Origin of the sequence: Lentilactobacillus parafarraginis DSM 18390 = JCM 14109, assembly GCF_001435895.1 — a bacterium.
Lineage (GTDB): Bacteria > Bacillota > Bacilli > Lactobacillales > Lactobacillaceae > Lentilactobacillus > Lentilactobacillus parafarraginis.
This window is the reverse complement of the sequence record NZ_AZFZ01000023.1, coordinates 1-22,093: the sequence shown is the minus strand read 5'-3', so window position 1 is coordinate 22,093 and position 22,093 is coordinate 1. Positions and strand designations below refer to the sequence as shown.

23 protein-coding genes and 1 other annotated feature are annotated in these 22,093 nt (G+C 44.3%); of the genes, 4 read left to right on the top strand and 19 right to left on the bottom strand.

Annotation, left to right across the window (positions count from 1 at the left end; genetic code table 11):
- Position 1: 1 nt before the first annotated feature.
- The 16 genes from FD47_RS06935 to FD47_RS06860 all read right to left on the bottom strand — a co-directional run bounded on the left by FD47_RS06935 (position 2) and on the right by FD47_RS06860 (position 17,074).
- The gene (locus FD47_RS06935; protein ID WP_054734205.1) at positions 2-517 is read right to left on the bottom strand and encodes a YqeG family HAD IIIA-type phosphatase; all 516 of its coding nucleotides are present in this window, start codon (positions 515-517) and stop codon (positions 2-4) included.
- Positions 518-601: 84 nt separating this feature from the next.
- On the bottom strand, positions 602-958 hold the full coding sequence (gene rplT / locus FD47_RS06930) for a 50S ribosomal protein L20 (protein ID WP_008210314.1): 357 nt from the start codon (positions 956-958) through the stop codon (positions 602-604).
- Between the two features lie 61 nt (positions 959-1,019).
- Complete coding sequence (rpmI, locus tag FD47_RS06925) at positions 1,020-1,214, bottom strand: 50S ribosomal protein L35 (RefSeq protein WP_008210317.1); 195 nt, start codon at positions 1,212-1,214, stop codon at positions 1,020-1,022.
- A gap of 30 nt (positions 1,215-1,244) precedes the next feature.
- Positions 1,245-1,754 (bottom strand): translation initiation factor IF-3, encoded by a 510-nt coding sequence (infC, locus tag FD47_RS06920; RefSeq protein ID WP_008210318.1) that lies wholly within the window; start codon positions 1,752-1,754, stop codon positions 1,245-1,247.
- A gap of 38 nt (positions 1,755-1,792) precedes the next feature.
- Positions 1,793-1,923, bottom strand: a sequence feature (ribosomal protein L20 leader region).
- Positions 1,924-1,982: 59 nt separating this feature from the next.
- Entirely contained in the window at positions 1,983-3,926 is a 1,944-nt protein-coding gene (thrS, locus tag FD47_RS06915; protein ID WP_056980340.1) for a threonine--tRNA ligase, read from the bottom strand.
- A 326-nt stretch (positions 3,927-4,252) separates the two neighbouring features.
- Positions 4,253-5,194, bottom strand: a complete 942-nt coding sequence (dnaI, locus tag FD47_RS06910) for a primosomal protein DnaI (RefSeq protein ID WP_054734202.1) — start codon at positions 5,192-5,194, stop codon at positions 4,253-4,255.
- Positions 5,195-5,205: 11 nt separating this feature from the next.
- Positions 5,206-6,648, bottom strand: coding sequence for a DnaD domain protein (locus FD47_RS06905; protein ID WP_056980338.1), 1,443 nt, complete (start codon positions 6,646-6,648; stop codon positions 5,206-5,208).
- Positions 6,648-7,136, bottom strand: coding sequence for a transcriptional regulator NrdR (gene nrdR, locus FD47_RS06900; RefSeq protein WP_008210322.1), 489 nt, complete (start codon positions 7,134-7,136; stop codon positions 6,648-6,650). Before nrdR ends, FD47_RS06905 begins: the two co-directional genes overlap by 1 nt.
- 14 nt (positions 7,137-7,150) lie before the next feature.
- The gene (gene coaE, locus FD47_RS06895; RefSeq protein ID WP_056980337.1) at positions 7,151-7,741 is read right to left on the bottom strand and encodes a dephospho-CoA kinase; all 591 of its coding nucleotides are present in this window, start codon (positions 7,739-7,741) and stop codon (positions 7,151-7,153) included.
- Complete coding sequence (gene mutM / locus FD47_RS06890; RefSeq protein WP_054734199.1) at positions 7,734-8,576, bottom strand: DNA-formamidopyrimidine glycosylase; 843 nt, start codon at positions 8,574-8,576, stop codon at positions 7,734-7,736. The genes coaE and mutM overlap by 8 nt, the downstream gene beginning before the upstream one ends.
- 25 nt (positions 8,577-8,601) lie before the next feature.
- On the bottom strand, positions 8,602-11,253 hold the full coding sequence (gene polA / locus FD47_RS06885; protein WP_056980334.1) for a DNA polymerase I: 2,652 nt from the start codon (positions 11,251-11,253) through the stop codon (positions 8,602-8,604).
- A 164-nt stretch (positions 11,254-11,417) separates the two neighbouring features.
- Entirely contained in the window at positions 11,418-12,125 is a 708-nt protein-coding gene (locus tag FD47_RS06880; RefSeq protein ID WP_056980332.1) for a Bax inhibitor-1/YccA family protein, read from the bottom strand.
- Between the two features lie 147 nt (positions 12,126-12,272).
- Entirely contained in the window at positions 12,273-13,604 is a 1,332-nt protein-coding gene (murC, locus tag FD47_RS06875; protein ID WP_008210327.1) for a UDP-N-acetylmuramate--L-alanine ligase, read from the bottom strand.
- A 34-nt stretch (positions 13,605-13,638) separates the two neighbouring features.
- Entirely contained in the window at positions 13,639-16,056 is a 2,418-nt protein-coding gene (locus FD47_RS06870; RefSeq protein ID WP_056980331.1) for a DNA translocase FtsK, read from the bottom strand.
- Between the two features lie 25 nt (positions 16,057-16,081).
- A complete protein-coding gene (gene ytpR, locus FD47_RS06865; protein ID WP_054734196.1) occupies positions 16,082-16,723 on the bottom strand; it encodes a YtpR family tRNA-binding protein in 642 nt (213 codons plus the stop codon).
- 27 nt (positions 16,724-16,750) lie between these two features.
- Positions 16,751-17,074 carry a thioredoxin family protein gene (locus FD47_RS06860; protein WP_008210332.1) on the bottom strand — a complete coding sequence of 108 codons (324 nt, stop codon included), beginning with the start codon at positions 17,072-17,074 and terminating at the stop codon, positions 16,751-16,753.
- A 132-nt stretch (positions 17,075-17,206) separates the two neighbouring features.
- On the opposite strand from FD47_RS06860, the gene FD47_RS06855 reads away from it, so the two are divergent.
- On the top strand, positions 17,207-17,521 hold the full coding sequence (locus tag FD47_RS06855) for a hypothetical protein (RefSeq protein WP_054734192.1): 315 nt from the start codon (positions 17,207-17,209) through the stop codon (positions 17,519-17,521).
- Here the strand turns inward: FD47_RS06855 and trmB are convergent.
- The 3 genes from trmB to FD47_RS06840 are packed head-to-tail and all read right to left on the bottom strand — an operon-like array spanning position 17,506 to position 20,123.
- Positions 17,506-18,147 carry a tRNA (guanosine(46)-N7)-methyltransferase TrmB gene (trmB, locus tag FD47_RS06850; RefSeq protein WP_054734188.1) on the bottom strand — a complete coding sequence of 214 codons (642 nt, stop codon included), beginning with the start codon at positions 18,145-18,147 and terminating at the stop codon, positions 17,506-17,508. The two genes, FD47_RS06855 and trmB, sit on opposite strands and share 16 nt — an antisense overlap.
- 18 nt (positions 18,148-18,165) lie before the next feature.
- Complete coding sequence (locus FD47_RS06845; protein WP_054734186.1) at positions 18,166-19,389, bottom strand: ABC transporter permease; 1,224 nt, start codon at positions 19,387-19,389, stop codon at positions 18,166-18,168.
- Positions 19,386-20,123: an ABC transporter ATP-binding protein gene (locus FD47_RS06840; RefSeq protein WP_056980329.1), complete on the bottom strand. Its 738-nt coding sequence runs from the start codon at positions 20,121-20,123 to the stop codon at positions 19,386-19,388. Before FD47_RS06840 ends, FD47_RS06845 begins: the two co-directional genes overlap by 4 nt.
- Before the next feature lie 159 nt (positions 20,124-20,282).
- On the opposite strand from FD47_RS06840, the gene FD47_RS06835 reads away from it, so the two are divergent.
- The 3 genes from FD47_RS06835 (at position 20,283) to FD47_RS06825 (ending at position 22,030) form a co-directional block, all read left to right on the top strand.
- Positions 20,283-20,711, top strand: a complete 429-nt coding sequence (locus tag FD47_RS06835) for an HIT family protein (RefSeq protein WP_054734181.1) — start codon at positions 20,283-20,285, stop codon at positions 20,709-20,711.
- Between the two features lie 2 nt (positions 20,712-20,713).
- Positions 20,714-21,025: a hypothetical protein gene (locus tag FD47_RS06830; protein ID WP_054734179.1), complete on the top strand. Its 312-nt coding sequence runs from the start codon at positions 20,714-20,716 to the stop codon at positions 21,023-21,025.
- 126 nt (positions 21,026-21,151) lie between these two features.
- Positions 21,152-22,030 (top strand): peptidylprolyl isomerase PrsA, encoded by an 879-nt coding sequence (locus FD47_RS06825; RefSeq protein ID WP_054734176.1) that lies wholly within the window; start codon positions 21,152-21,154, stop codon positions 22,028-22,030.
- Positions 22,031-22,093 lie beyond the last annotated feature (63 nt).

Sequence of the window (22,093 nt, the reverse complement as noted above, 5' to 3'; positions counted from 1 at the left end):
CCTATTCCCAATGTAAATTAGGATATTTTTTGATTAATTTATTCCAAATAACCTTTTCCATCATCCGGTTAATCGTGGTGTTCCACGCATCATTATTCACAAGTGGTTTTACTAAAATACTACGGACTCGACAGCTATTGGCGGCAACCACATCGGTTAAAAGTTGGTCGCCAACCATCACCGTATTTTGCTTTTTAAGACCGAATTCTTTAATTGCGTGCCGGATCCCAATCGTGAGCGGCTTCATCGCTCGCGGAACAATTGGCAGCTGATAGTCCTTAACCGCTTTGTGAATTCGTCGGTGACTATTATTTGACACAACGATAACCTTAACCCCGTACTTTCGCGTTTCGTGAAGCCAGGACCGTAATTCTTCTGAGCCCTTCTTTGAATTCCAAGGAATTAACGTGTTGTCTAAATCGGTTAGAACACAGTTGATATGATTTTCCAACAGGAATTGAGGCGTGATACTAAAAATGCTTTCAATCATCCACGTTGGTTTAAATTTTGACAACATATGCTCCTCCTTAGGTATTGGTTTTTTTATTTAAAAAAACTTCCACCAAAAAGCATCGGTGAAAGTTATTTTAGCACATCAAAATTACTTAAGAGCTTTTTTAGCTTCGTCAGTTAATGCTTTGAATGCATCAGCATCGTTAACGGCTAAGTCAGCTAACATCTTCCGGTTCATATCAATGTTGGCTAATTTAAGACCGTGCATTAATTTGCTGTAGCTTAAATCATTCAAGCGAGCAGCAGCGTTGATCCGGGCAATCCAGAGTTTCCGGAAGTTCCCTTTGTTGTTACGACGGTCACGGAAAGCATAAACCTGTGACTTCATTACTTGGTCTTTAGCAGTCTTAAACAAGCGTGACTTGCCGCCGCGATAACCCTTTGCTAATTTCAATACACGTTTACGACGTGCGTGTGTAACTGTTCCACCTTTTACTCGTGGCATGTTGAATTCCTCCTATGATAAATATCAATTTAATTAATCTAGTCGCGTCGAATTACAAAAATTACTTGGAAAGTAACTTAGTGTAAGTCTTAAGATTAGTGTGATCCATCATATGTGTACCACGAAGTTGGCGACGCTGTTTCTTTGTCTTGCCGTGAAAACGGTGACTTGTATATGCATGGGCACTCTTAATTCCGCCGTTAGCAGTCTTCTTGAAACGTTTTGCTGCAGCACGGTTGGTTTTTTGTTTAGGCATTGGTAAAAATCCTCCTCAAAATTTTAAAAATTATTTTTTATCGGGTTCCTTAGGCGATAGCATTAAGAACATGCTTCTACCGTCCATTTTTGGCCGTTGGGTGACAACTGCAACATCGTCAGTTTCCTTAGCCATTCTTTCGAGAACGTTTCGACCAATTTCCTTATGTGTAATGGCACGTCCCTTAAACCGAATTGAAACTCGAACCTTTTCGCCCTTTGCCAAAAACTTCTTGGCGTTCTTCAATTTGGTATTAAAATCGTTAACATCAATTGTTGGACTCAGACGAACTTCTTTGACACTGATGACTTTTTGTTTCTTACGGGATTCCCGTTCCTTCTTTTGAAGTTCAAACCGGTACTTCCCATAATCAAGAATCTTGGCAACTGGTGGCTTTGCTTTTGGTGCAACAAGTACTAAGTCGAGTTCAGCGTCTTCAGCTAATTTAAGCGCCTCGTTCTTAGATTTCACACCTAATTGATCACCATTGGGCCCGATTAAACGAACCTCACGTGCTCGGATTCCATCATTAACCATCATATCTTTAGCTATGGTGCTTCACCTCCAAATAATTTGAACAAGCAGAAAGATGGCGGGTACAAACTGCACCCGCCATCATTAAAGAACCTATCGAACAGGTTCTTACTCGATATCATGCCCAGCGAATAGCTTCACTAAGGCGAGAAGCGGGTTGCTTCTGCTTTCATGTCAACTTCAATATCATATCATCGATTATCAAACGTGTCAACAATCGCTTTCTTATCCAAATTAATCGTTACGGGAGTATGAGGCAATATCCTTTTGAATCTCATCAACAAAGGCATCCAACGATTCAGATTGAGTATCCTGTTCGCCATAACGACGAACCGAAACACTCTTGCCGTTGACTTCTTCATCACCCACAACCAACGTGTATGGAATCTTGTGGGTTTGGGCATCCCGAATCAAGTAGCCCATCTTCTCACCGCGGGTTTCAACTGAGGAGCGGATCTTCAACTTACGCAGTTGGTCATTGATCTGCTTAGCGTAATCGCCATGCTTATCCTGTGAAACCGGGATAATTTTAACTTGGTGTGGGGCCAACCATGTTGGGAACGCTCCCTTGTAAATTTCAGTCAGGTAAGCCACAAATCGTTCCATTGTCGAAACCAAACCACGGTGAATCATGACTGGGCGATGCTGCTTGCCATCTTCACCAACGTAGTGCAGATCAAATCGGTCGGGAAGCATGAAGTCCAGCTGAATAGTTGACAACGTTTCTTCATTGCCCAAAGCAGTCTTGGTTTGAACATCCAACTTTGGACCATAGAAGGCGGCTTCACCTTCAGCTTCAGTGTAATCCAGGCCCATTTCATCCATGGCACCCTTCAACATGGTTTGAGCGCGGTTCCACATTTCATCATCGTCGAAATATTTTTCGGTGTTCTCAGGGTCTCGATAGCTCAAACGGAATGTATAATCGTTGATATCAAAATCATGATAAACATCGACCATTAAGTTCAAAATGTTCTTGAATTCTTCTTGAATTTGGTCAAGGGCAACAAATGTATGACCATCGTTCAAGGTCATTTCCCGAACCCGTTGCAAGCCACTCAGGGCCCCAGACTTTTCATAACGGTGCATCATGCCGAGTTCAGCAATTCGCAGCGGTAATTCACGATATGAACGAATGTGGTGATTGTAAATCTGAATATGACTTGGGCAATTCATCGGCCGTAATTCAAGCTGTTCGCCATCCCCCATATCCATTGGTGGGAACATGTCCTCACGGTAGTGATCCCAGTGACCGGACTGTTTGTAAAGGTCAAGGTTGGCCAAAACGGGGGTATAAACGTGTTCATAGCCGTTAGCGACTTCCTTGTCAACAATGTAGCGTTCAATGGTCCGGCGAATCGTGGCTCCGTTTGGCATCCAGTAAGGTAATCCGGCACCGACCTTTGGATCAACAAAGAACAGGTCCAACTGATTTCCAATTACCCGGTGGTCACGTTCATGAGCCTCCTGGCGCTTCTTAAGGTCTTCGTCCAATTCGGACTGCTTGTTGAAGGCCGTTGCGTAAATCCGTTGCAACATTGGGTTTGACGACTTACCCTGCCAATATGCCCCGGCAACTGACAACAGCTTGAAGATCTTAACTTTACCGGTTGATGGCAAAACAGCACCTTCAGCAACTGACTTAAAATCACCAATTTCAAAGAACTTAACCTTGTCGTTAGCGTCCTTTTCATTGACCAATTCGGTTTGGTAAGGATCGCCCTTAACCAATGCAAGCGCATCAGCCTTGCTCAAAAATGTCACGTTAATTGGCAGGTCCTGCTTAATCAACTTTTCCATTGATTTTGACAGATCCCCCAACTGGTCCACGCTGATCTGGGTATCTGCTTTATCAGTGTCAACGAAGAAGCCATCTTCATCAGCAGCGCTTTCCCCAAAGTAGATATTCTTGAAGTCTGCCGCAATCGCTGCCTTTAAAATCTGGGCGGCAGTTTCTCTTAAAACACTGAGACCATCGGCAGAATCGCCAGTCACGATTTCAATCTTACCGCCCTTATGTAACGGTTCGTTTTTATTGACAAACTTGCCGTCAACCTTGCCGGCAACCGCCTTTTTTCCTAAACTGATTGCAATTGACTTTGCAATGTCTTCTGCCGTAACGCCATCGTCAAATTCTTTGACGCTGCCATCGGGAAACTCAAATGAAAGTTTTGCCATATCTATTAACTCCTTTATATTTTCCAGGACCACAAAAAAATCCCTAGTGTACGAGTTGTACACTAGGGACGCAATTAGCGCGGTTCCACCCATTTCACCTTTTGAGAGGATCCCCCAAAAAGCACTCATGTGGTTGCTAACGGTACCAACCGGAATCGCATTTTCCGCAGTCCATTTCAAGGAGTGGTAACAATCATTTTCTAAACGGACAGCCTTCCAGTTAGTGGCCGTCCTCCCTGCGATGAGAAGTGATTGTCATGTCTCCTTGATTCATTGGTTTTAAGTATAGAATTGATTTTCATAGTTGTCAATCCGAAAGTGAAAATTTACATTGGTCGCCGATTTTTACCAGCCATTTCAACTTCTCTGGACAGGAAACGAATTCGCTGCATTAGTCGTTTGGCTTTCAGCGGTTCTTCATCCCCACGATTGTTATGGGCCAGCCATTCTGTTTCCAGCTGATCCATAGATAAATTGGAGCTGAAGAACATCGGCAGTTGCTGTTGCATCCGGTATTCCAAAATGACGCCGAGAACCTCGTCACGAACCCAAGAAGACAGCGTTCCGGCACCAATATCATCCAACATCAAAATCTGGGATTTTTTAACAGCGTCAATCTTTTCAAGATAACTATTGTCTGAAATAGACGCTTTCATTTCACTTTCAAAGCTTGGAAAATGAACGAGTGTGGTCAAAACATTGTGATCAGCCAAATCATTGGCCAACGCGCCCAACAAATACGTTTTGCCTACCCCAAACGGCCCATAAATATAATACCCGGGTTCAAATTGCTGGCGTTTAACATAGTCGTCAGTAAAGAGAACCACTCGACCAAAGGCATCGTATCGTTGTTGGTCGGACTGGTCAAAATTCTGAAGGGATGCATTGCGAATGTCTTTAGGCATTGAAATGGTCGTGACACGCCGGGCAAGCTGTTCGGATTTCTGCTTGGCAATGGTTTCAGGAGACGGCGCGTAAGAAATTTCAATCATATGGTCGCTGACAACCAGCTGGGGAATATAGCCAGGCGCGAACGGCTGCTTATCGCTTTTTAAATCATCGCGAACAATCAGGTATTCTCGCAGCTTGGGAATGGAGCGCAGCACGGCATCACTTGCAAGCTGCGACTGGTGATCCTTGACAAATTGAACGATTTCCGGATCGGATTTAATCTGATCAACGGCCTGCTTATAACTCTCGTGAGCCCCCTTGCCGTTAATGCTGCGATCTTTCAAAAATTGCTTCACATACTTACTAACCGGTTCCATCCTTTTTCACCTCACTGATCCTCTTTTTTCTGCCGTAAACGGGCTAAAGCTTCGTCTACCCGCTTGTGCTCAAGGGCTTGTTGGGCCTTGGATTTCTTCTTATTAGTTGATTGAGCAGCGGCCTTCTTAGACGTCGCGGAACCGGGTTGGTCGGCCTTGGCCCAATCCGGAAGGGTTTCCTTGATTTGGCCACGACCACCGGAGTAGCGGCGATTCTGACGTTTAGTACGGGCCGCTTCCTGCTTTTTAACCCGCTCTTGAAGCTGAGAAATCGCGTCTTCAGCCGTCGCCACATGGTGTTGCGCCCAATCATCGGCAATGGTCGCCATCAAGTTCTTATTGAGAGTTGAATGTTGATCATCAGCCAATAAATAATAAATTAACATGTTAATGACTTCCGTTGGGAAAATCCCCCGGGCCACTAAATCGCGAACGGCCCGCTGTTCACCCTCAGTGACCATTCCGTGACGTTGATCCTTAATTTGTTTCAGCAGCGCTATCGGCGCATTGTTTTTAGCAATGTCAATGACTTCTTGAAGTTCGCGGTCTTTGGGCAATGAATCAGCCTGCTTGCCAGTTTCAGTTGCCGATTGCGTATTTTGAGGTGCCTGAAGCCGATCAGTAACGTCAGGCTGCGTGTAATCCCGATTAATAATAAACTTCAGGTTTCGCTGAATTAATTTGTTGGTATTCAGATTAGTCGCTCGCTTAATAAAGTCGGCCATCTTTAATTCATCGATGCCGTAAAGCTCATACTCGGACATAATGAGATCCGACGCTGCTTTGACACTTGTTAAATCAACGTAGGAATTGTCAAGAATGTCCAGCAACAGGTCGAAATCAAAATCATGTGCCCGTGGTGTAAGACGAGAAACGTCAGCCAAATTTTGCCGGTTGCTGATCGTCCGCTTGGCCTCGTTAACCGAGCCGGGTAACGACTTAAGATCACTACTTGGTACCTGAAAAACGTCCAACAACGACGCCGAAACGTCTTTAACTCTACCCACGTCTGGCTTTGGCAGAAATAGCCGGGCGACAATCTGATTATAAGTCTCTTCGCCAACCTTCCCCAATAACAAAATTGAGAGGATGTCGGTTTTTAAAAATTCCGATGCGCTGCACGGGACCTTTAATTCATAAACATAACTATCTGCAGAAGTTAAGGAGATAAATGTCTTCAATAAATTGACACCCTCAAGTTTTCGGCGGTACCGCAATAACTTATCGCTGCCAACGTCCAGCATACTTTGGAGTTCATAGTGCTTGTGCAGGATCAACCGATTATGGTCGTTGATACTAAGACTCCACAGCAACTCATACAGCTCGAGGGCTCCCCGACCAATAATTGGCAGGTACAAGTTAGTCAGAACACTGTGATCCAAGCTCCTGTTCGCACTACTATTCAAAAGAATGTACTTTGAATCGGGGGTCAATTTATTTTCCGAATTTAACATTACTTCTCCTCCGGATGCTTGGCATTCTTTTTCTTATCCTTCTCCATAATTTCTTTTAATTCTTCATAAAATACAGACATATCTTTAAATTGCCGGTATACGCTGGCGAACCGGATGTAAGCAATTTCATCCAGATTGACCAGCTCTTCCATGACGTATTCGCCGATTTGGCGACTCGTCACTTCGTTGTCACCGGCAGAACGGACCTTGTTTTCAACCCGATCCACTAAATCTGTGATGGCGTTCATCGATACGGGCCGTTTTTCGGCCGACCGAACCACCCCTTTGAGAATCTTCTCCCGGTTGAATTCTTCACGATTGCCGTTTTTCTTAATAACCAGCAGGGGCGTTGCTTCAACCCGCTCAAAAGTTGTGAATCGAAATCCACAGTGTTCACATTCCCGCCGCCGCCGGATAACCCGGCCGTCGTCAGTTGGCCGACTATCAACAACCTTTGACCCGTTATAACCACAATGAGGGCATTGCATGGATTTCACCTCGATTATTCCATTTCATTTTCTAACCACTTATCAATTTGTTCGTTTGTATGTGCCAAACTTCCTGAATTATAAATAATTGTATCAGCCAAATCGCATTTTGTCTGCAATGGCCACTGACTCTTCATTCTGGCAGCCGCTTGGGCAATCGTCAAATGATTACGCTTCATCAGTCGCTTCATCTGGGTTACTGGGTCACAATAGACCACCATGATTTCAGCCGCTAAATAGGTATAGCCGTTTTCAAACAGGGTTGGGGCGTCAATAACAACCAGTTTGTGGTCGTGGTAGCGCGCCAACTGGTTTAAAATGGTTTCTCTGATATACGGGTCCATGACCGAAACAAGCTGATTTAATCGTTCTGGATGACCGAATACCAACTGTCCAAGCCGTTTGCGGTCTAAGCTCCCATCAGAAGTTAAAACTGCCTTGCCAAATGCCCTGACAATTGCTGCCAACCCTGCTTGCCCAGGCTGCTGCACCTGATGAGCGACTTTATCTGCATCGATAATTGGAATTTGCTTGGCCGCCAAATACTGACTAACAGCGGATTTACCGGTCGCAATTCCGCCTGTCAAACCAATAATTTTACTCATGGCGATCACCGTGAAGTACTTGACATTTCGGGCAGAAATGCGTTCCTCGCTGGGCCAGCTTAATCTTTTTGATCGGAGTTCCGCATCGTAAGCACGGCTCACCTTGGCGGCCATAAACGTTCAAGTGATTTTGAAACTGGCCGGCTTCCCCATAAGCGGTTGAGTATGAGTGAACCGTCGTGCCATGGCCAGCAATTGCGATCTGAATTTCATGAATGATATTTTTGCGTAGCGTTTTCAGTTCTGACAGTGACAGGGTATTTACCGGCTGTTTTGGATTGATTTTACTTAACCATAGCACCTCATCAGCGTAAATATTGCCCAACCCGGCAATTTTGCTTTGATCCAGCAAAAACGGTTTGATCACCTTGCGACTCTTACTAAAGATTTTTTTCATATAATCCAACGTTAAATCAGATTCAGTTGGTTCAGGGCCGATTGTTTTTAATCCGGCAACCGTCATTTCCTGGCCGGTTTCAACGAGCGTCATTCGGCCAAACTTGCGTGAGTCGTTGTATCGTAACTGCCGGCCGTCTGCCAGGTGAAACACAATGTGCGTGTGCTTGGTGAGCGGCGTGCCCTCAGGCTGCACGTCATAATTGCCCTCCATCCGCAGATGGGAGACGATTGTTTGGTGACCCGACATCCGCAAGAACAGATACTTGCCCCGCCGATCAATTTGTTCAATTGTCCGGTCTTTAAGGGCGGCCGCAAAGTCTTCTGGCGGCAAATTAACCATTTTGGGGTAAAGGACATCCACCGATGTCACTTGACTACCAGCGACCAGTTCGGTGAGCCCGCGGCGGACCGTTTCAACTTCAGGTAATTCGGGCATAGCATCCTCCTAAAAATATTTAAAATTATTTGGCATCGTACCACGTTTTGCCATAGTGGCTTTCAACTTTTAACGGGACATGCAGCTTAATCGCTGAATCCATAACTTTTGGAATCAAATTTTTGACAGTTTCAAGTTCATCACTGGGAACTTCAAAGATCAATTCATCGTGAACTTGTAAAAGCATCCGGGTTTTAAATCCCGCCAATGCTTGATCCATATTGATCATGGCAATTTTAATAATATCAGCAGCACTACCCTGAATTGGGGTGTTCATGGCAGTCCGTTCAGCAAACGACCGTAAGTTGAAGTTGCGGGAATGAATATCCGGTAAGTAACGCCGCCGATGGGCAATTGTTTCAACGTAACCGTTGTCCTTGGCGAATTTCACGATATCGTCCATGTATTTTTTCACGCCGGGATACTCTTCAAAGTACCGGGTGATAAACTGATGGGCCTGCTTTCGGGAAATTCCGGTGTTATTGGCCAGTCCGTAATCACTAATCCCATACACAATTCCAAAGTTAACCGCCTTGGCCTGCCGTCTCAAATCGCCGGTAACTTCTGTATTCGATGACAATCCAAATATTCTCCGGGCAGTTGTTGCGTGAATATCTTCGCCTTCCCGGAAGGCTTCCTGCATATTGGCATCGCCAGTGATGGAAGCCAGCACCCGCAATTCGATTTGCGAATAGTCGGATGACCAAATCAGCCAGTCATCATGCGAGGGCACAAATGCTTGCCGAATCAGGCGACCCTCTTCAGATCGAACCGGAATATTTTGCAAGTTCGGATCAACCGACGACAGCCGGCCGGTCTGGGTCAGGGTTTGTAAATATCTGGTATGAACCTTGGAGTCATCTTTATGAATGACTTTCAATAAGCCATCAATATAGGTCGATTGCAGCTTAGAAATTTGGCGATAATTCAAGACGTTTTGAACGATTGGGGCATCAGGTGCCAACTTTTCAAGAACGTCCACCGATGTTGAATATCCCGTTTTTGTTTTCTTGAGAACCGGTAACTTCATCTTTTTAAATAAAATTTGGCCCAACTGTTTCGGTGACCCGATGTTAAATTTTTCACCGGCCTCATTGAAAATAGTTTGCTCAATTTCTGCCAAGCGTTCTTTAAACTTACTCCCCATCTGTTCAAGGGTTTCTGGGTTTACCTTAATGCCGGCAATTTCCATCTTTGCCAGGACAAAGGCAATTTTGATTTCAATATTCCGGTACAAATCGGTTTGATTGTGATCGTCAAGTTGCTTAAACATCTCATCATGAAGAGCATCAATGGCTTTTGCCTTGTGAACGATATGGTCGAGAAATACCGGTGATTTGGGATCAATTGATCGCTTGGCGCCCTTACCATAGACTTCTTCATCGGTTTTAATATTGCTAAAGCCGTGAAGTTTAGCAACGGTACCAACATCGTTACTGTTATTAGTTGTGTTAAGCAAATAAGAAACCAGCAGCATATCGAAATCAACATTGGCTAAGGTGATGCCAACCCGATTCAAACCAACATAGGTCCGTTTGGCATCAAAAACGTTCTTCTTAATCACGTCACTGGTTAACAGCGACTTTACTGGCTCAGAATTTAACAGGTCGATATTATTTGTCACATACCACTTGTCATTCCGTCCCAAAACAAAGCCGCAAAGATCAGCGGTGTGATAATTTTCGTCACTCATTTCCAGATAAAAGGTGACTTCGTCCTTAAATTGGTTCAAGTCAGCGGCGTTTTTGGCAGTCAGTGTTTGATATGAAATGGATTCAATTTTGTCCGCCTGGGTCGATTCAACACCGAGATTGGCCAAAAATGACTTAAATCCCATCCGTTCATAAAAATCAGTTAGGGCATCCAAATCGTCACCCTGATACGATAAATCGTTAAGGGATATGGTGATCGGCGCATCACGCTTAATCGTGGCCAATGTCTTGCCCCGCTCAGCTTTATCTTTGTCAGCCAAAAGATGTTCCTTTAACTTTTTGCCGGAAACGTCATCGATCTGTTGGTAAATATTTTCAATTGAACCAAACTGGCCAATTAACTTCATGGCCGTCTTTTCGCCAACCTTTTCAACTCCCGGGTAGTTATCAGAATTATCGCCCATTAAGCCCTTGATATCGATAATCTGAGAAGGCGTGACTCCCAACTTTTCCTTCACATGTTCAGGGGTATAAGTTTCTAATTCGGTGACCCCTTTTTTGGAAACCTGAACGGTGGTCTTATCAGAGGTCAACTGGGTGAGATCCCGATCCCCCGTCACAATCACGACCTGATAATCGCCCTTATTTTCGGCTTCCCTGGCTAAGGTGCCGATAATGTCGTCAGCTTCGTAGTCTGCAAGCTCATATGACTTGATTCCGCGAGCCTTAACCAATTCCCGAATAAATGGAAACTGCTCAGATAGTTCCGTTGGCGTCTTGGCCCGATTCCCTTTATAATCAGAGAACATCTTTGTTCGGAATGTGGTTTTTCCCGCGTCAAATGCAACCAACACATCAGTCGGATTTTCGGCTGCCAACACTTTGTCAAGCATCCGGTTAAACCCAAAAATAGCCGAGGTATGCAACCCAGAACTGTTAGTGAACCGTTCCAGCGAATTATACAACGCATAAAAGGCTTTAAACGCAATGCTGTTTCCATCGATTAATAATAATTTTTTAGTCATTAAATTCTCCTCGCAAAATAAACGCTTATGCTAATTTTACCACTCGAAAGGCGCAATAATAAGGCCTTGACACCGGAAAATTCACCATGAACAACCGCTAATTTAGCCATGATTAACACGAAAAAACCGGGGAACTTTTCCCCGGCTTCTAACCAACATGGTGATTAACGATCATCACTCATTCCAAAAATTTGAAGTAACTGTAAGAACAGGTTAACGAAGTCCAGATAAAGCTGAAGAGCCCCGAAAACCGCAAGCCCATTGACAGAAACCTGACCAGTACTTCCAGCCTGATTGTACATTTCTTTCATCTTCTGGGTATCATAAGCGGTTAACAGCGTGAAGATGACCACCGCAATGATTGAAAAGACAAACGCAATCATTGAACTATGCAGGAACCAATTGATCACCATCGCAATGATAAGGGCAATCAAGGCAGCGGTTGCCTGCCGACCAATCTTATCAAGATTTTTCCTCGTAACTAACCCAAAAACCGTCATGGTAATAAAGATTGCCGATGCGGAAACAAACGCAGCCGCAATCGATGCCCCGGTATAACGGTATGCAATTGCGGTAAAGACATAGCCGCTTAAAATTGCATAAACCATTAACGCGCCAAATGCTAATGACGGCCGCTTAAGGGACTGCAGTGATACAACAAACGGGAGAATAAACCACACGATTAAAGCGATCCACATGCCACCGCCGGCTAAGGTTTGTCGTGAAACCGTTGAGTACGTCAGAAAGGCAGTTGCAGCCGAAACCAAAACTGCGAGGCTCATCCAACCGTACATCTTGGTTAGAAAAGCGTTCAAGCCTGCGGCGTTATTAACAATCCGCCGTTCACTCTGTTCATTTGAATAATTGTTCATTAATTTCGCTCCTTCTTTCGAAACACTATCCGAGGTCATTTTCCCAAATAGCTTGCGGAATTTATCCATCTCTTACTAGATAATCTTATCAAACAAAAGCCATTAATCAAGCAAAATATCTCGATTAATGGCTTTCGCTATAAATTCTTAATTATTATTTTTGCTTAAATGACTCAGTAAATCTTCATACGTTTTTTCATACTTTTGAATGTCACCGGCACCCATGAAAATGATCACGTCATTATCATAATCGAGCAGTGGCGACATATTGTCGGCAGATAGGATGCGCCCACCCTTGGTGATCTTCTTGGAAAGATCTTCACTGGATACCTTACCAGAACTTTCTCGCGGCGAACTATAAATTGACGTTAAGAACACTTCATCAGCCAGATTCAAACTTTTCGCAAAGTCATCCATTAACGCAATTGTTCGACTGAACGTATGGGGCTGAAAAACCACGGCAATTTTCTTGTTTGGATATTCCTGACGGGCAGCATCAATGGTTGCCTTAATTTCGGTTGGATGATGAGCGTAATCATCAATAATCGTCATCCCGGAAATTTTACGCTCGGAGAACCGGCGTTTGACACCATCAAAGGTTTTCAACTCCTTGCGAATCTCATCAAGATCCACATCTTCCGAGTAAGCAACGGCAATAACAGCCAACGAATTAAAGATGTTATGCTCCCCAAACAACGGCACCGAAAATTCACCAAGATCCTGGCCCTTAAACTTAACGTGAAAGCTTGAACCCTTGGTGGTCCGCTTGACATCGAACGCTTGAAAATCGTCGGTATCCTTAAGACCATAATAATAAATTGGCACCTTGGCCTTCAATTGACGTAACCGCTTGTCATCCCCCCAAGCAAAGATTCCTTTCTTGGTCTGGTTGGCAAACGTCTGAAAGGCATCCTGCACATCGTCAATGCTCTTATAGTAATCTGGATGATCAAAATCAATGTTGGTCATAATCGCATAATCGGGTTCAGTTGCCAAAAAATGCCGCCGGTACTCATCGGCTTCATAAACAAAGAACCGGGCGTTTGGAACCCCCTGGCCACTGCCGTCACCAATTAGAAAATCAGTCGGGGCAATCCCTGACAAAACATGTGACAAAAGACCGGTCGTGCTGGTTTTACCATGAGCCCCTGAAACCCCAATGCTAGTCTTGCCCTTAATCATTTTTCCGAGAAATTCATGATAACGGTACACCGTCAAGCCCATTTCACGGGCCTTCTTAATTTCTGGATGATCATCGGTAAACGAATTACCGGCAATCACCGTCAAGCCTTCATGAATGTTGGCGGGATCAAATGGCAGAATCTTGATGCCTGCCTTCTCCAATCCTCGTTGAGTAAATGTATACTGCTCAATGTCGGACCCTTGAACCTTTTCACCCCGGTCATGAAGAATTAACGCCATTGCACTCATACCTGTTCCCTTAATACCTACAAAATGATATACCGTTTCTGAGTTCATATTACATCCTACCTATCCAATCAATTTTAGATTTTCACTCTTTGGCGTCCTCTGATTCGTCGCCGGAATCATCGCCGGAATGATAGTAGACCGTCCGCGGTTTAGACCCCCGTTGTTCGGAAATCAAATTTCGATCCTGCAAACTGTCAATAATGTTTGCAGCTCTATTATACCCGATTGAAAATACCCGTTGTAGCTTTGAAGTAGAAATTATGTCTTCTTGAGCAATAAATTTCATCACCTGGGGCACTAATCGGTCCTGAGACTCGTGATCATCAGCCGCTTTTTTCAGTGAATCCGGGGTAAACAAATATTTGGGATGCCCCTGCTCACGAACAAAGTCGATGACCTTTTCAAGCTCTTGATTGGTGACAAACGCTCCCTGAAGGCGAACTGGCTGATTAGCGCCATTACCAAGGTAGAGCATGTCACCACGACCAAGGAGCCGTTCAGCCCCGGCACTATCAAGAATCGTTCTGGAATCAATTTGACTGGAAACCATGAACGCAATCCGTGAAGGAATATTATTTTTGATGGTACCGGTCACAATATCGACACTTGGACGCTGGGTTGCGACAATTAAGTGAATGCCGGCCGCCCTGGCTTTCTGGGTAATTCGGACTATGTAATCCTCAACTTCACTGGATGCAACCATCATCAAATCAGCTAATTCATCGATAATCACCAGAATATACGGCATCTTTAACCCGTATTCACCAGACTGGTTGGCCTTTTGATTGAATTGTTCAATATTTTTTACACCAGCAGCCGATAATTTTTCGTAGCGCTCATCCATTTCTTCAGTTACCCAATGCAGGGCAGCTGATGCAGACTTTGGATCAGAAATAACTGGTGACAAAAGATGCGGAATCCCATCATACGGTGCCAACTCAACGGCCTTTGGATCAATTAACAGCAGCTTCAATTCAGCGGGGGTCGCCTTATAAAGCAGCGACACCAGCAGACTGTTAATGAACACACTTTTTCCCGAACCAGTTGCCCCGGCGATCAAACCGTGGGGCATTTTCCGAACGTCCGCAATCCGCGGATTCCCGGATAAATCAACCCCCATCGCCGTGGTTAAAGGCGACCGATTCTGCTTGAAGTTTGGCGCCGAAATAATTTCCGAAAGTAGGACCGGTCGCGGATGGGGATTCGGAATTTCGATCCCGACGGTGGATTTTCCAGGAATTGGAGCTTCGATTCGAATATCCTTTGCAGCCAACGCCAACTTCAAATCATCGGTTAAATTGGTAATCCGGCTGACCTTCACGCCAAGTGCAAGCTTTACCTGAAACTGGGTAACCGTTGGCCCGTTTGTCCAGTCGACCACCTGGGCATCAACTTTAAAGGCGGCCAGCGTTTTATCCAAGGTGTCAATTTGGCCTTCAATCCAGTCATCCAAGGCATCTTCATCAACCGTTTGCGGCTGACTCAAAAGTGTGGGGGACGGAAAATGATAGCCAGCAGCATTCTCATCGGAAACCGTCGTAGCCAAATGCTTTTGGGCGTCATTCGTCCGGGCCGGAACCGGTTGGCTAGCCGAACCGATCTGATTCATTTTGCTGGTCTGATTATTGAAAGTTCTTGTCGTTAACGAACGCGACGGTTGAACCGTTGGAACCCGCGGCGATCTCGGCTTCTCAGCATCAGTGGCTGAATTGGGTGCTTTTGAAAACAAGGCAATATCTGGTGCAACCGCTTTTTCATTCTTAACAATTGCATTCAAAGACTGCCCCAATCCTTTGTGAGCGTGGTTAGCAGCTGAAGATGCTGGCGTTGAGTCATTTGACGTGACTGCTGGGGGTGTTGAAAAGTCATGCGATTTACTTTCAGTCTTCGTTGACCAATCTGTTGATTCGACCTTTTCAGAACGTTGATGATCTGACGGGGCATCGTCATGATCATTAGCAGAATGGGAATTGCTACCCAGGTTGGGAACTTCCTGCCTGATCGATCGCGGTTGAAGATCTCGTTGATCCGTTAATGACGGTTCATGGGCGTCATCGGGTACTTTTGGTCGCGCCGTTTGAGAGTTTAAAGCGGTTGCTTGAATTTCTTTAGAATCACTTGCCCCGTCATCCTGGTTGGGAGCTAGGACGATCAAATCGTCATCAGAGATCCTAAGAGCATCAATGATCCGCGCGTAACGACTCGTCCGCCGTTGCTTCTGGCTTTTAACGTAATTCGTCTCAATCTGGCGTTTTTGTTTTCGCCGGTTCGTGTTGACATCATGGGTGTGCGGTACGAAATTGCGAATTTCCTTCAAAAATGCCGGGGTGTTATCATCGGTAACCCGACTATCAGTAAATTTAGTTGACGACGTGCTTAAATCCCGCGGCTTTGTGGGTCTTCGCGGCACTTTTTCCTGTTCGTTTTTAACCTTTTTAGGTGTCCGTGATTGAATTAAATCACGGCGACGAAAAAAGGCGGGTCCGTCATAATACTTCACGATTACTCACCTTTTAATATAGTTTTTAACTGAATAAATGCTGGGCTTTATCGAAGTCAAACGGTTCGCCGACCTCTTGGAAATCATCCGGTAAAATGAGCGCACCCGGAACTTGAGGGGCATTTGGCAATTTAAGTTCTCTGCCTGAGCAAATCATTCCGTCGCTTTCGGTTCCGCGCAATTCCCCCGGCCAAATAATCATTCCATCCGGCATCATAGCGCCAACTTTTGCAACAACAACCTTGATGTCAGCCCGCATATTCGGCGATCCGCTGACGATTTGAAGTTCCCTGCCCCCATCAATCTCAGTTTGGGTAATCTTCAGGTGATCTGAACGGGGATGATCCGTCATTGATTTTACATAACCAACCACGAATCTTGGCTCATTATCAAGCTGAATGTCGCCAGGAAACTCATGGGTTTGCAAGTAGGCGTTCAGCTTGGCCACATCATCAGCACTCAAGTGGACCCGGCCATTTACTTTTACAACGTCGGGAAGAATAACGCTTGCCTGTAAAAAGTTGTACCCCAGTGTTGTGTCGTCCGCCGGATTAAAAATGCGGGCAACATGATCATGGATCGCGACTTCTTGGTCGGCAACATCTTGGCTCATAATGACAACCATGGTATCACCGGTATTTTTAGGGTTATAACTTGCTATTAACATCACTTTATCCTTCCAAATCTAATTATCTTATTTTTGTAGTGAATCGATGAAGCTTTCAACTTCCTGCTTTGTTTTTCGATCAGCGTTTGAGAACCGACCAATTTCTTGACCGTTGTCATAGGCAACGAAGCTTGGGATCCCCATGATATTCATTTCGCCTGCCAAATCGATATTTTCGTCCCGATCAACCTTTAAAAATTGGTAATCGGAATACGTTTTTTCAATTTCAGGCATTGCTGGTTTAATAAACCGGCAGTCTGGGCACCAATCCGCGGTAAAAAACAGCATATATTTGCCAGCTGAGATATCTTTTTTAAGAGTTGCAAGGTCGGTCTTTGGTAAATCTTTCATAAATCGTTCATCCTTTCCCACTTCTTTTTAGTAAGTAAATTATAGCGCAAATTTCTCATTTACCGGCAATCTTTGCTCATTAACCATCCTTATATTAAACTATAATTAGTCTCAAACAAAAGGGTGAAGAAAATGACAAACAAAATAATGCGTTATAGTTTAACAGCAATTGGCCTCCTGCTCAGTATGAAAACAATTGCCGATCTCCATAAAGATTACCAGAAAAATCAAACCGCGGAAAGGTCCTTAAGCCAAATAATAAGCGACCAGCGAAAACTTTCAGGTAACGGTACATATCTTGGCAGCTGGCAAGTTGCTGATTCAGATGGTCAATATCATTTCGGTCTTAACTATCGAAATGCCGATGGCCAAGTCTTGGTAAACGAATACTGGGCCGATCGCCAATCCGGTACGATCAGCAATCAGCGCGCTTACGCATTAAAATGAGCGACCAGCTTGTAAATTGGCCCGTTGGGACTGAACTTTTCCTCATACTCGGTTTGAATATTGGTTTCATTTTCTGGCGAATGATGCAAATCCAGCGACACATAGTCAAAGGTCATCGGATAATGGTTCATGGTGACCAGCGTATACTCGAAAAGCCCCCGATTGTCGGTTTTAAATTCAATCGTCCCAGCCGGATCCAGTACCGTTTGGTAAGTCTTCAAAAATCCTGGCGACGTCAAGCGGCGCTTAGCATGGCGCTTCTTGGGCCATGGATCAGAAAAATTGAGAAAAATTTTATTAACTTCGTCTGGATGAAAGAATTCGTCCAGATTAGCCCCGTCTGTCAGAACAAATTGGAGATTGGGGAGTGGTGCGGTCATGAATTTCCGCAATGCGGTTGCAATGACGGATTTTTGGAGTTCAACGCCAATAAAGTTAATGTCTGGATGGGCCTTGGCCATTTCAATAATGAACTGGCCCTTTCCAGTGCCAACCTCAACGTCGAGAGGTTGGCTTTTTTCAAACCGGCTTTGCCACTTTCCCAGCCAGTTCTGGGGATCAATCACAATGTAGTCGGCGTGAGCTTTAATATACCCATCGGCCCACGGCTTGTTTCGTACGCGCAAAAAATTCACCTCATAATTTTAACGACTGAATTCACTCTTACGAATTCTTCTAGGAACATACATATAAACAAAGTAACCAATTTCAACGGCTTCACAAACGACCACCCCAATCACGGTGACCGGATTGGTGATGTTCACGATAATGACAACGATCGCAAAGATCAACGCAACGATACTCATCATCGTGAGCAAAACCCGTTGGAAATTCTGAAGCTGATGGTCGGTTGTGATCGGATAAATATGAACAAACGCGTTATCTTCATAATGAAAATAAAACGGAATCATTTGAAAACCGATCAGATAGATGAATAAAAGACACAGGATAATCGGCAGCGCCTCGCCCTTAATGAAGATTAAAAACAGCGTGCCGATGACCGTCAATCGCATAAACAACCCGCTCATCTCACTGTCGCGGACAATCCCGTGGGCGTAGAGATAAAGATAGGTATTCTTAGGCAGCAACCGAATCAATCGCAACAGGCCGTCAAAGTATCGCCGGCGCTTGATTGCCCCATTTAATGATGGGACGTCCGTAAACAGATTAAAAAATTGGTAAATTGAATGCATTCGACTATTTTCATCAGCGATTGCGGTCTGCCAGTCCAGTGACCGACTAGCCCAACTTCTTCGACTCACCAATCCAATGATCATAACCACGGCTGCTAAACCGGCGCCGACATAGACATTAACGTAAACACCGAGCGCCAGCACAATCACCGGCACTACCAATCTAAACAGCAGCCGATTGCCCAGCCACTGGTGATTGAGATGGTATTTCCGGGCAAAGTCGGCATTTAACCATGTGACTTTCAAAAACAGAATGGTTGCCAATAGCCCGAATAATTCGGGAACCGATGCGCCGGCAGTTACCTGAACAAATGGCATCAATACGACCCAAATTAACAATTGAATCAAGCATGCCAACAGCGCACTATAATTAAAAGCCCGTCTGAGATAACCAATCATTTCCGCCTCTCGCGGCAGTAAAAAAACGTAGTCCGGATCTTGAAGCATCGTTGCCAAACGACCACATTGAAGGCCCATTAAATACACAGCGATAATGACAAGCGGCGCCCACCAGAGACCCGTTTTAAGCTGCTTGAGTGCATTGGAATAGTAGTAGCCCAGCCCGCCAATCATGAAGACCAGGGCCAGGACAAAGTAGTCGTTAAAGACAAACCGTAAATACTTGAGCAGTTCGGTTAAATGCGCGCCAAGACGCTTCTTGAATAAGTTTGTCATGATGCGTCGCCTTCCCTTGCAAGGGTGAGGTAAATATCATTTAAGGACTCGCCGGCATCGGGGAATAATTGCCGCAGTTCCTCGATGGTGCCCTCTGTGCGAACCTGCCCATCATGAAGGAGGACAAACCGGTCACAGTACCGCTGAGCGGTGTCCAAAACGTGAGTCGACATTAAAATGCTGGCACCGGCTTTTTTTCGTTCGGAAATCAGATTCAATAGGTCATTGACAGCCAAGGGATCTAGTCCCAGAAAGGGCTCATCAATAATAAACAGCTTGGCGTCAGTTAAGAACGCGCAAACGATCATGACCTTTTGCCGCATTCCTTTGGAAAAATTATCCGGAAACCAGTCGAGCTTATTATCAAGCCGAAACAGCTTCAACAATTTGTCGGCCCGCTGCCAGGCAGTTTTTTGATCCAAGTCATAAGCCAACATCGTCAACTCCAAGTGTTCCTTCAAGGTAAGTTCCTTGTAAACAATTGGCTGTTCCGGAATATACGCAATTTGTTTTTTATACTGCTGAACATCGTCATTAATCGTGACGTCGTTAATCTTAATCGATCCTTTAAAAGGCGTTAGTAGACCAATGATATGGTTGATGGTCGTGGACTTTCCGGCACCATTAAGGCCGATTAAACCGACCAATTCACCGTCCTTAACATCAAACGAAACATCTTTTAAAACGGGGACTTGAGAATAGCCACCGACCAAATTTGACACTTGTAAGGCCATTATTTCACTCCACAATTCTTATTATTAGTTGATCGTTTCAATATGCTTCAAAAATAGATACAGAATTGATTATAACATACTAAACCAGACTTTGAATGAGTTCCCTGAGACATTGATGTTATAATAATTGTTAGTATAAACAGAAAGAAGGTAACGCATTTGAAAGATTGTATTTTTTGTAAAATCGTGCGAAATGAAATTCCCAGTTACACCGTTTATGAGGACGACGTGGTCAAAGCATTCTTAGATATTTCTCAGGGAACGCCCGGCCACACCCTGGTCATTCCCAAGAAACATATTGCCAATATTTTTGAGTATGACCCACAACTGGCTGCCGAAGTCTTTTCACGGATTCCAAAGATTGCCCGGGCCGTTAAGGCATCTAACCCTGACATAAAGGGAATGAACATCTTGAATAACAATGGTCAGGTCGCCTACCAGTCGGTATTTCACTCCCACTTTCACCTAGTTCCCCGTTACACAACCCATGATGACTTCTCGATGACTTTCAAGGATAATTCCAATAAGTACACCGCCGAAGATCTCAAGCAGATTCAGAATTCAATCGTTGACCACATGGGAGATTAATCATGAAAACATTCTTTAAAGTCGCCGGCGTCGGCGCCTTTCTTTTTGGCGCCCATCTTTATTACCATAAGGAAACCCCGGCAGAATTCGTCCAACGGGTTCGTCATTATTTTCTCGTCAAGAAGCAGGCTTATGGGGATTTAAAAACGGCTCAAAAAGCTTTTAGTACCGCAATGGCGGAATTAAAGGCCCAATTGCCTGAACTCCAAGAGGCCATTAGTGACCTTCAGCGTGACATTGATGAGGCGAGATTTCAAATCCAACCAAGGATTGACGAGATCAATAAATATACCGATAAAATGAAAAAATCATAATCACTATTTTATGAAATTTTGTTTAAATTGACCACGAGTTCCTTTATAAACCCGAGAATATGTTATTATTGTACGGAACGTTTGCTTCGCAGACGAATACTATTGTAGAAATGGATGTGTTTTTGTATGAAAAAATGGCTAATCGTTTTAGCCGGAGTACTGATGAGTTTTACACTTGCAGCGTGTGGTAGTAAATCAGTTGCTACGACCGATGGCGGTAAAATTACGGAAAGTGCTTATTACAGCAGCTTGAAGGGTACGTCAAGTGGTAAAGCAGTCTTACAGCAAATGATTCTTAACAAAGTATTGGAAAAGCAATATGGGAAAAAAGTTAAGGATTCTCAAGTTAATAACGAACTTAAGAAGTACAAGAAGCAATACGGCTCGTCATTTAACGCTGTCCTTCAGCAAAACGGAATGACTGTTTCTCAATTAAAAGATTCGATTCGTTCAAATCTCTTATTGCAGCAAGCCGTTCGTGCCAACACCAAGTTTACTGATGCCCAGTTGAAGAATCAGTTCAAGTCGTACCAGCCAAAGGTAACTGTAAACCAGATTTTGGTTTCGAAGAAATCAACTGCTGAAACGGTTATCAAACAACTTAAAGCTGGTAAGAGCTTCTCAAGCTTAGCTAAGAAGTACTCAACTGATACCGCAACTAAAAACAAGGGTGGCCGGATCTCACCATTTGATAACACTAACACGTCATTGGATGCCAACTTCCGTAAAGCTGCCTTCCAGCTGAAGAATGGTGAATACACCAAGACCCCTGTTAAGACACAGTATGGTTACCAGGTTATCCAAATGGTTAACCACCCAGCAAAGGGCACTTACAAAGACCATGAAAGCGAATTAAAGACACAAATCGTTAACAAGCGATTGTCTGATAGTGATACCTTACACTCCGTTGTTGCTAAGGTATTGAAGAAGGGTAACGTTTCAATTCAGGATAAGGATCTTCAAAACGTCTTGTCTGATTACCTTGCAAGTTCTTCAAAGAAGTAATTTAAATCACTTCATAGAAAAAACGACTGGAATTGAGGTGTACCCCCAAAGTTAAAGTAAATA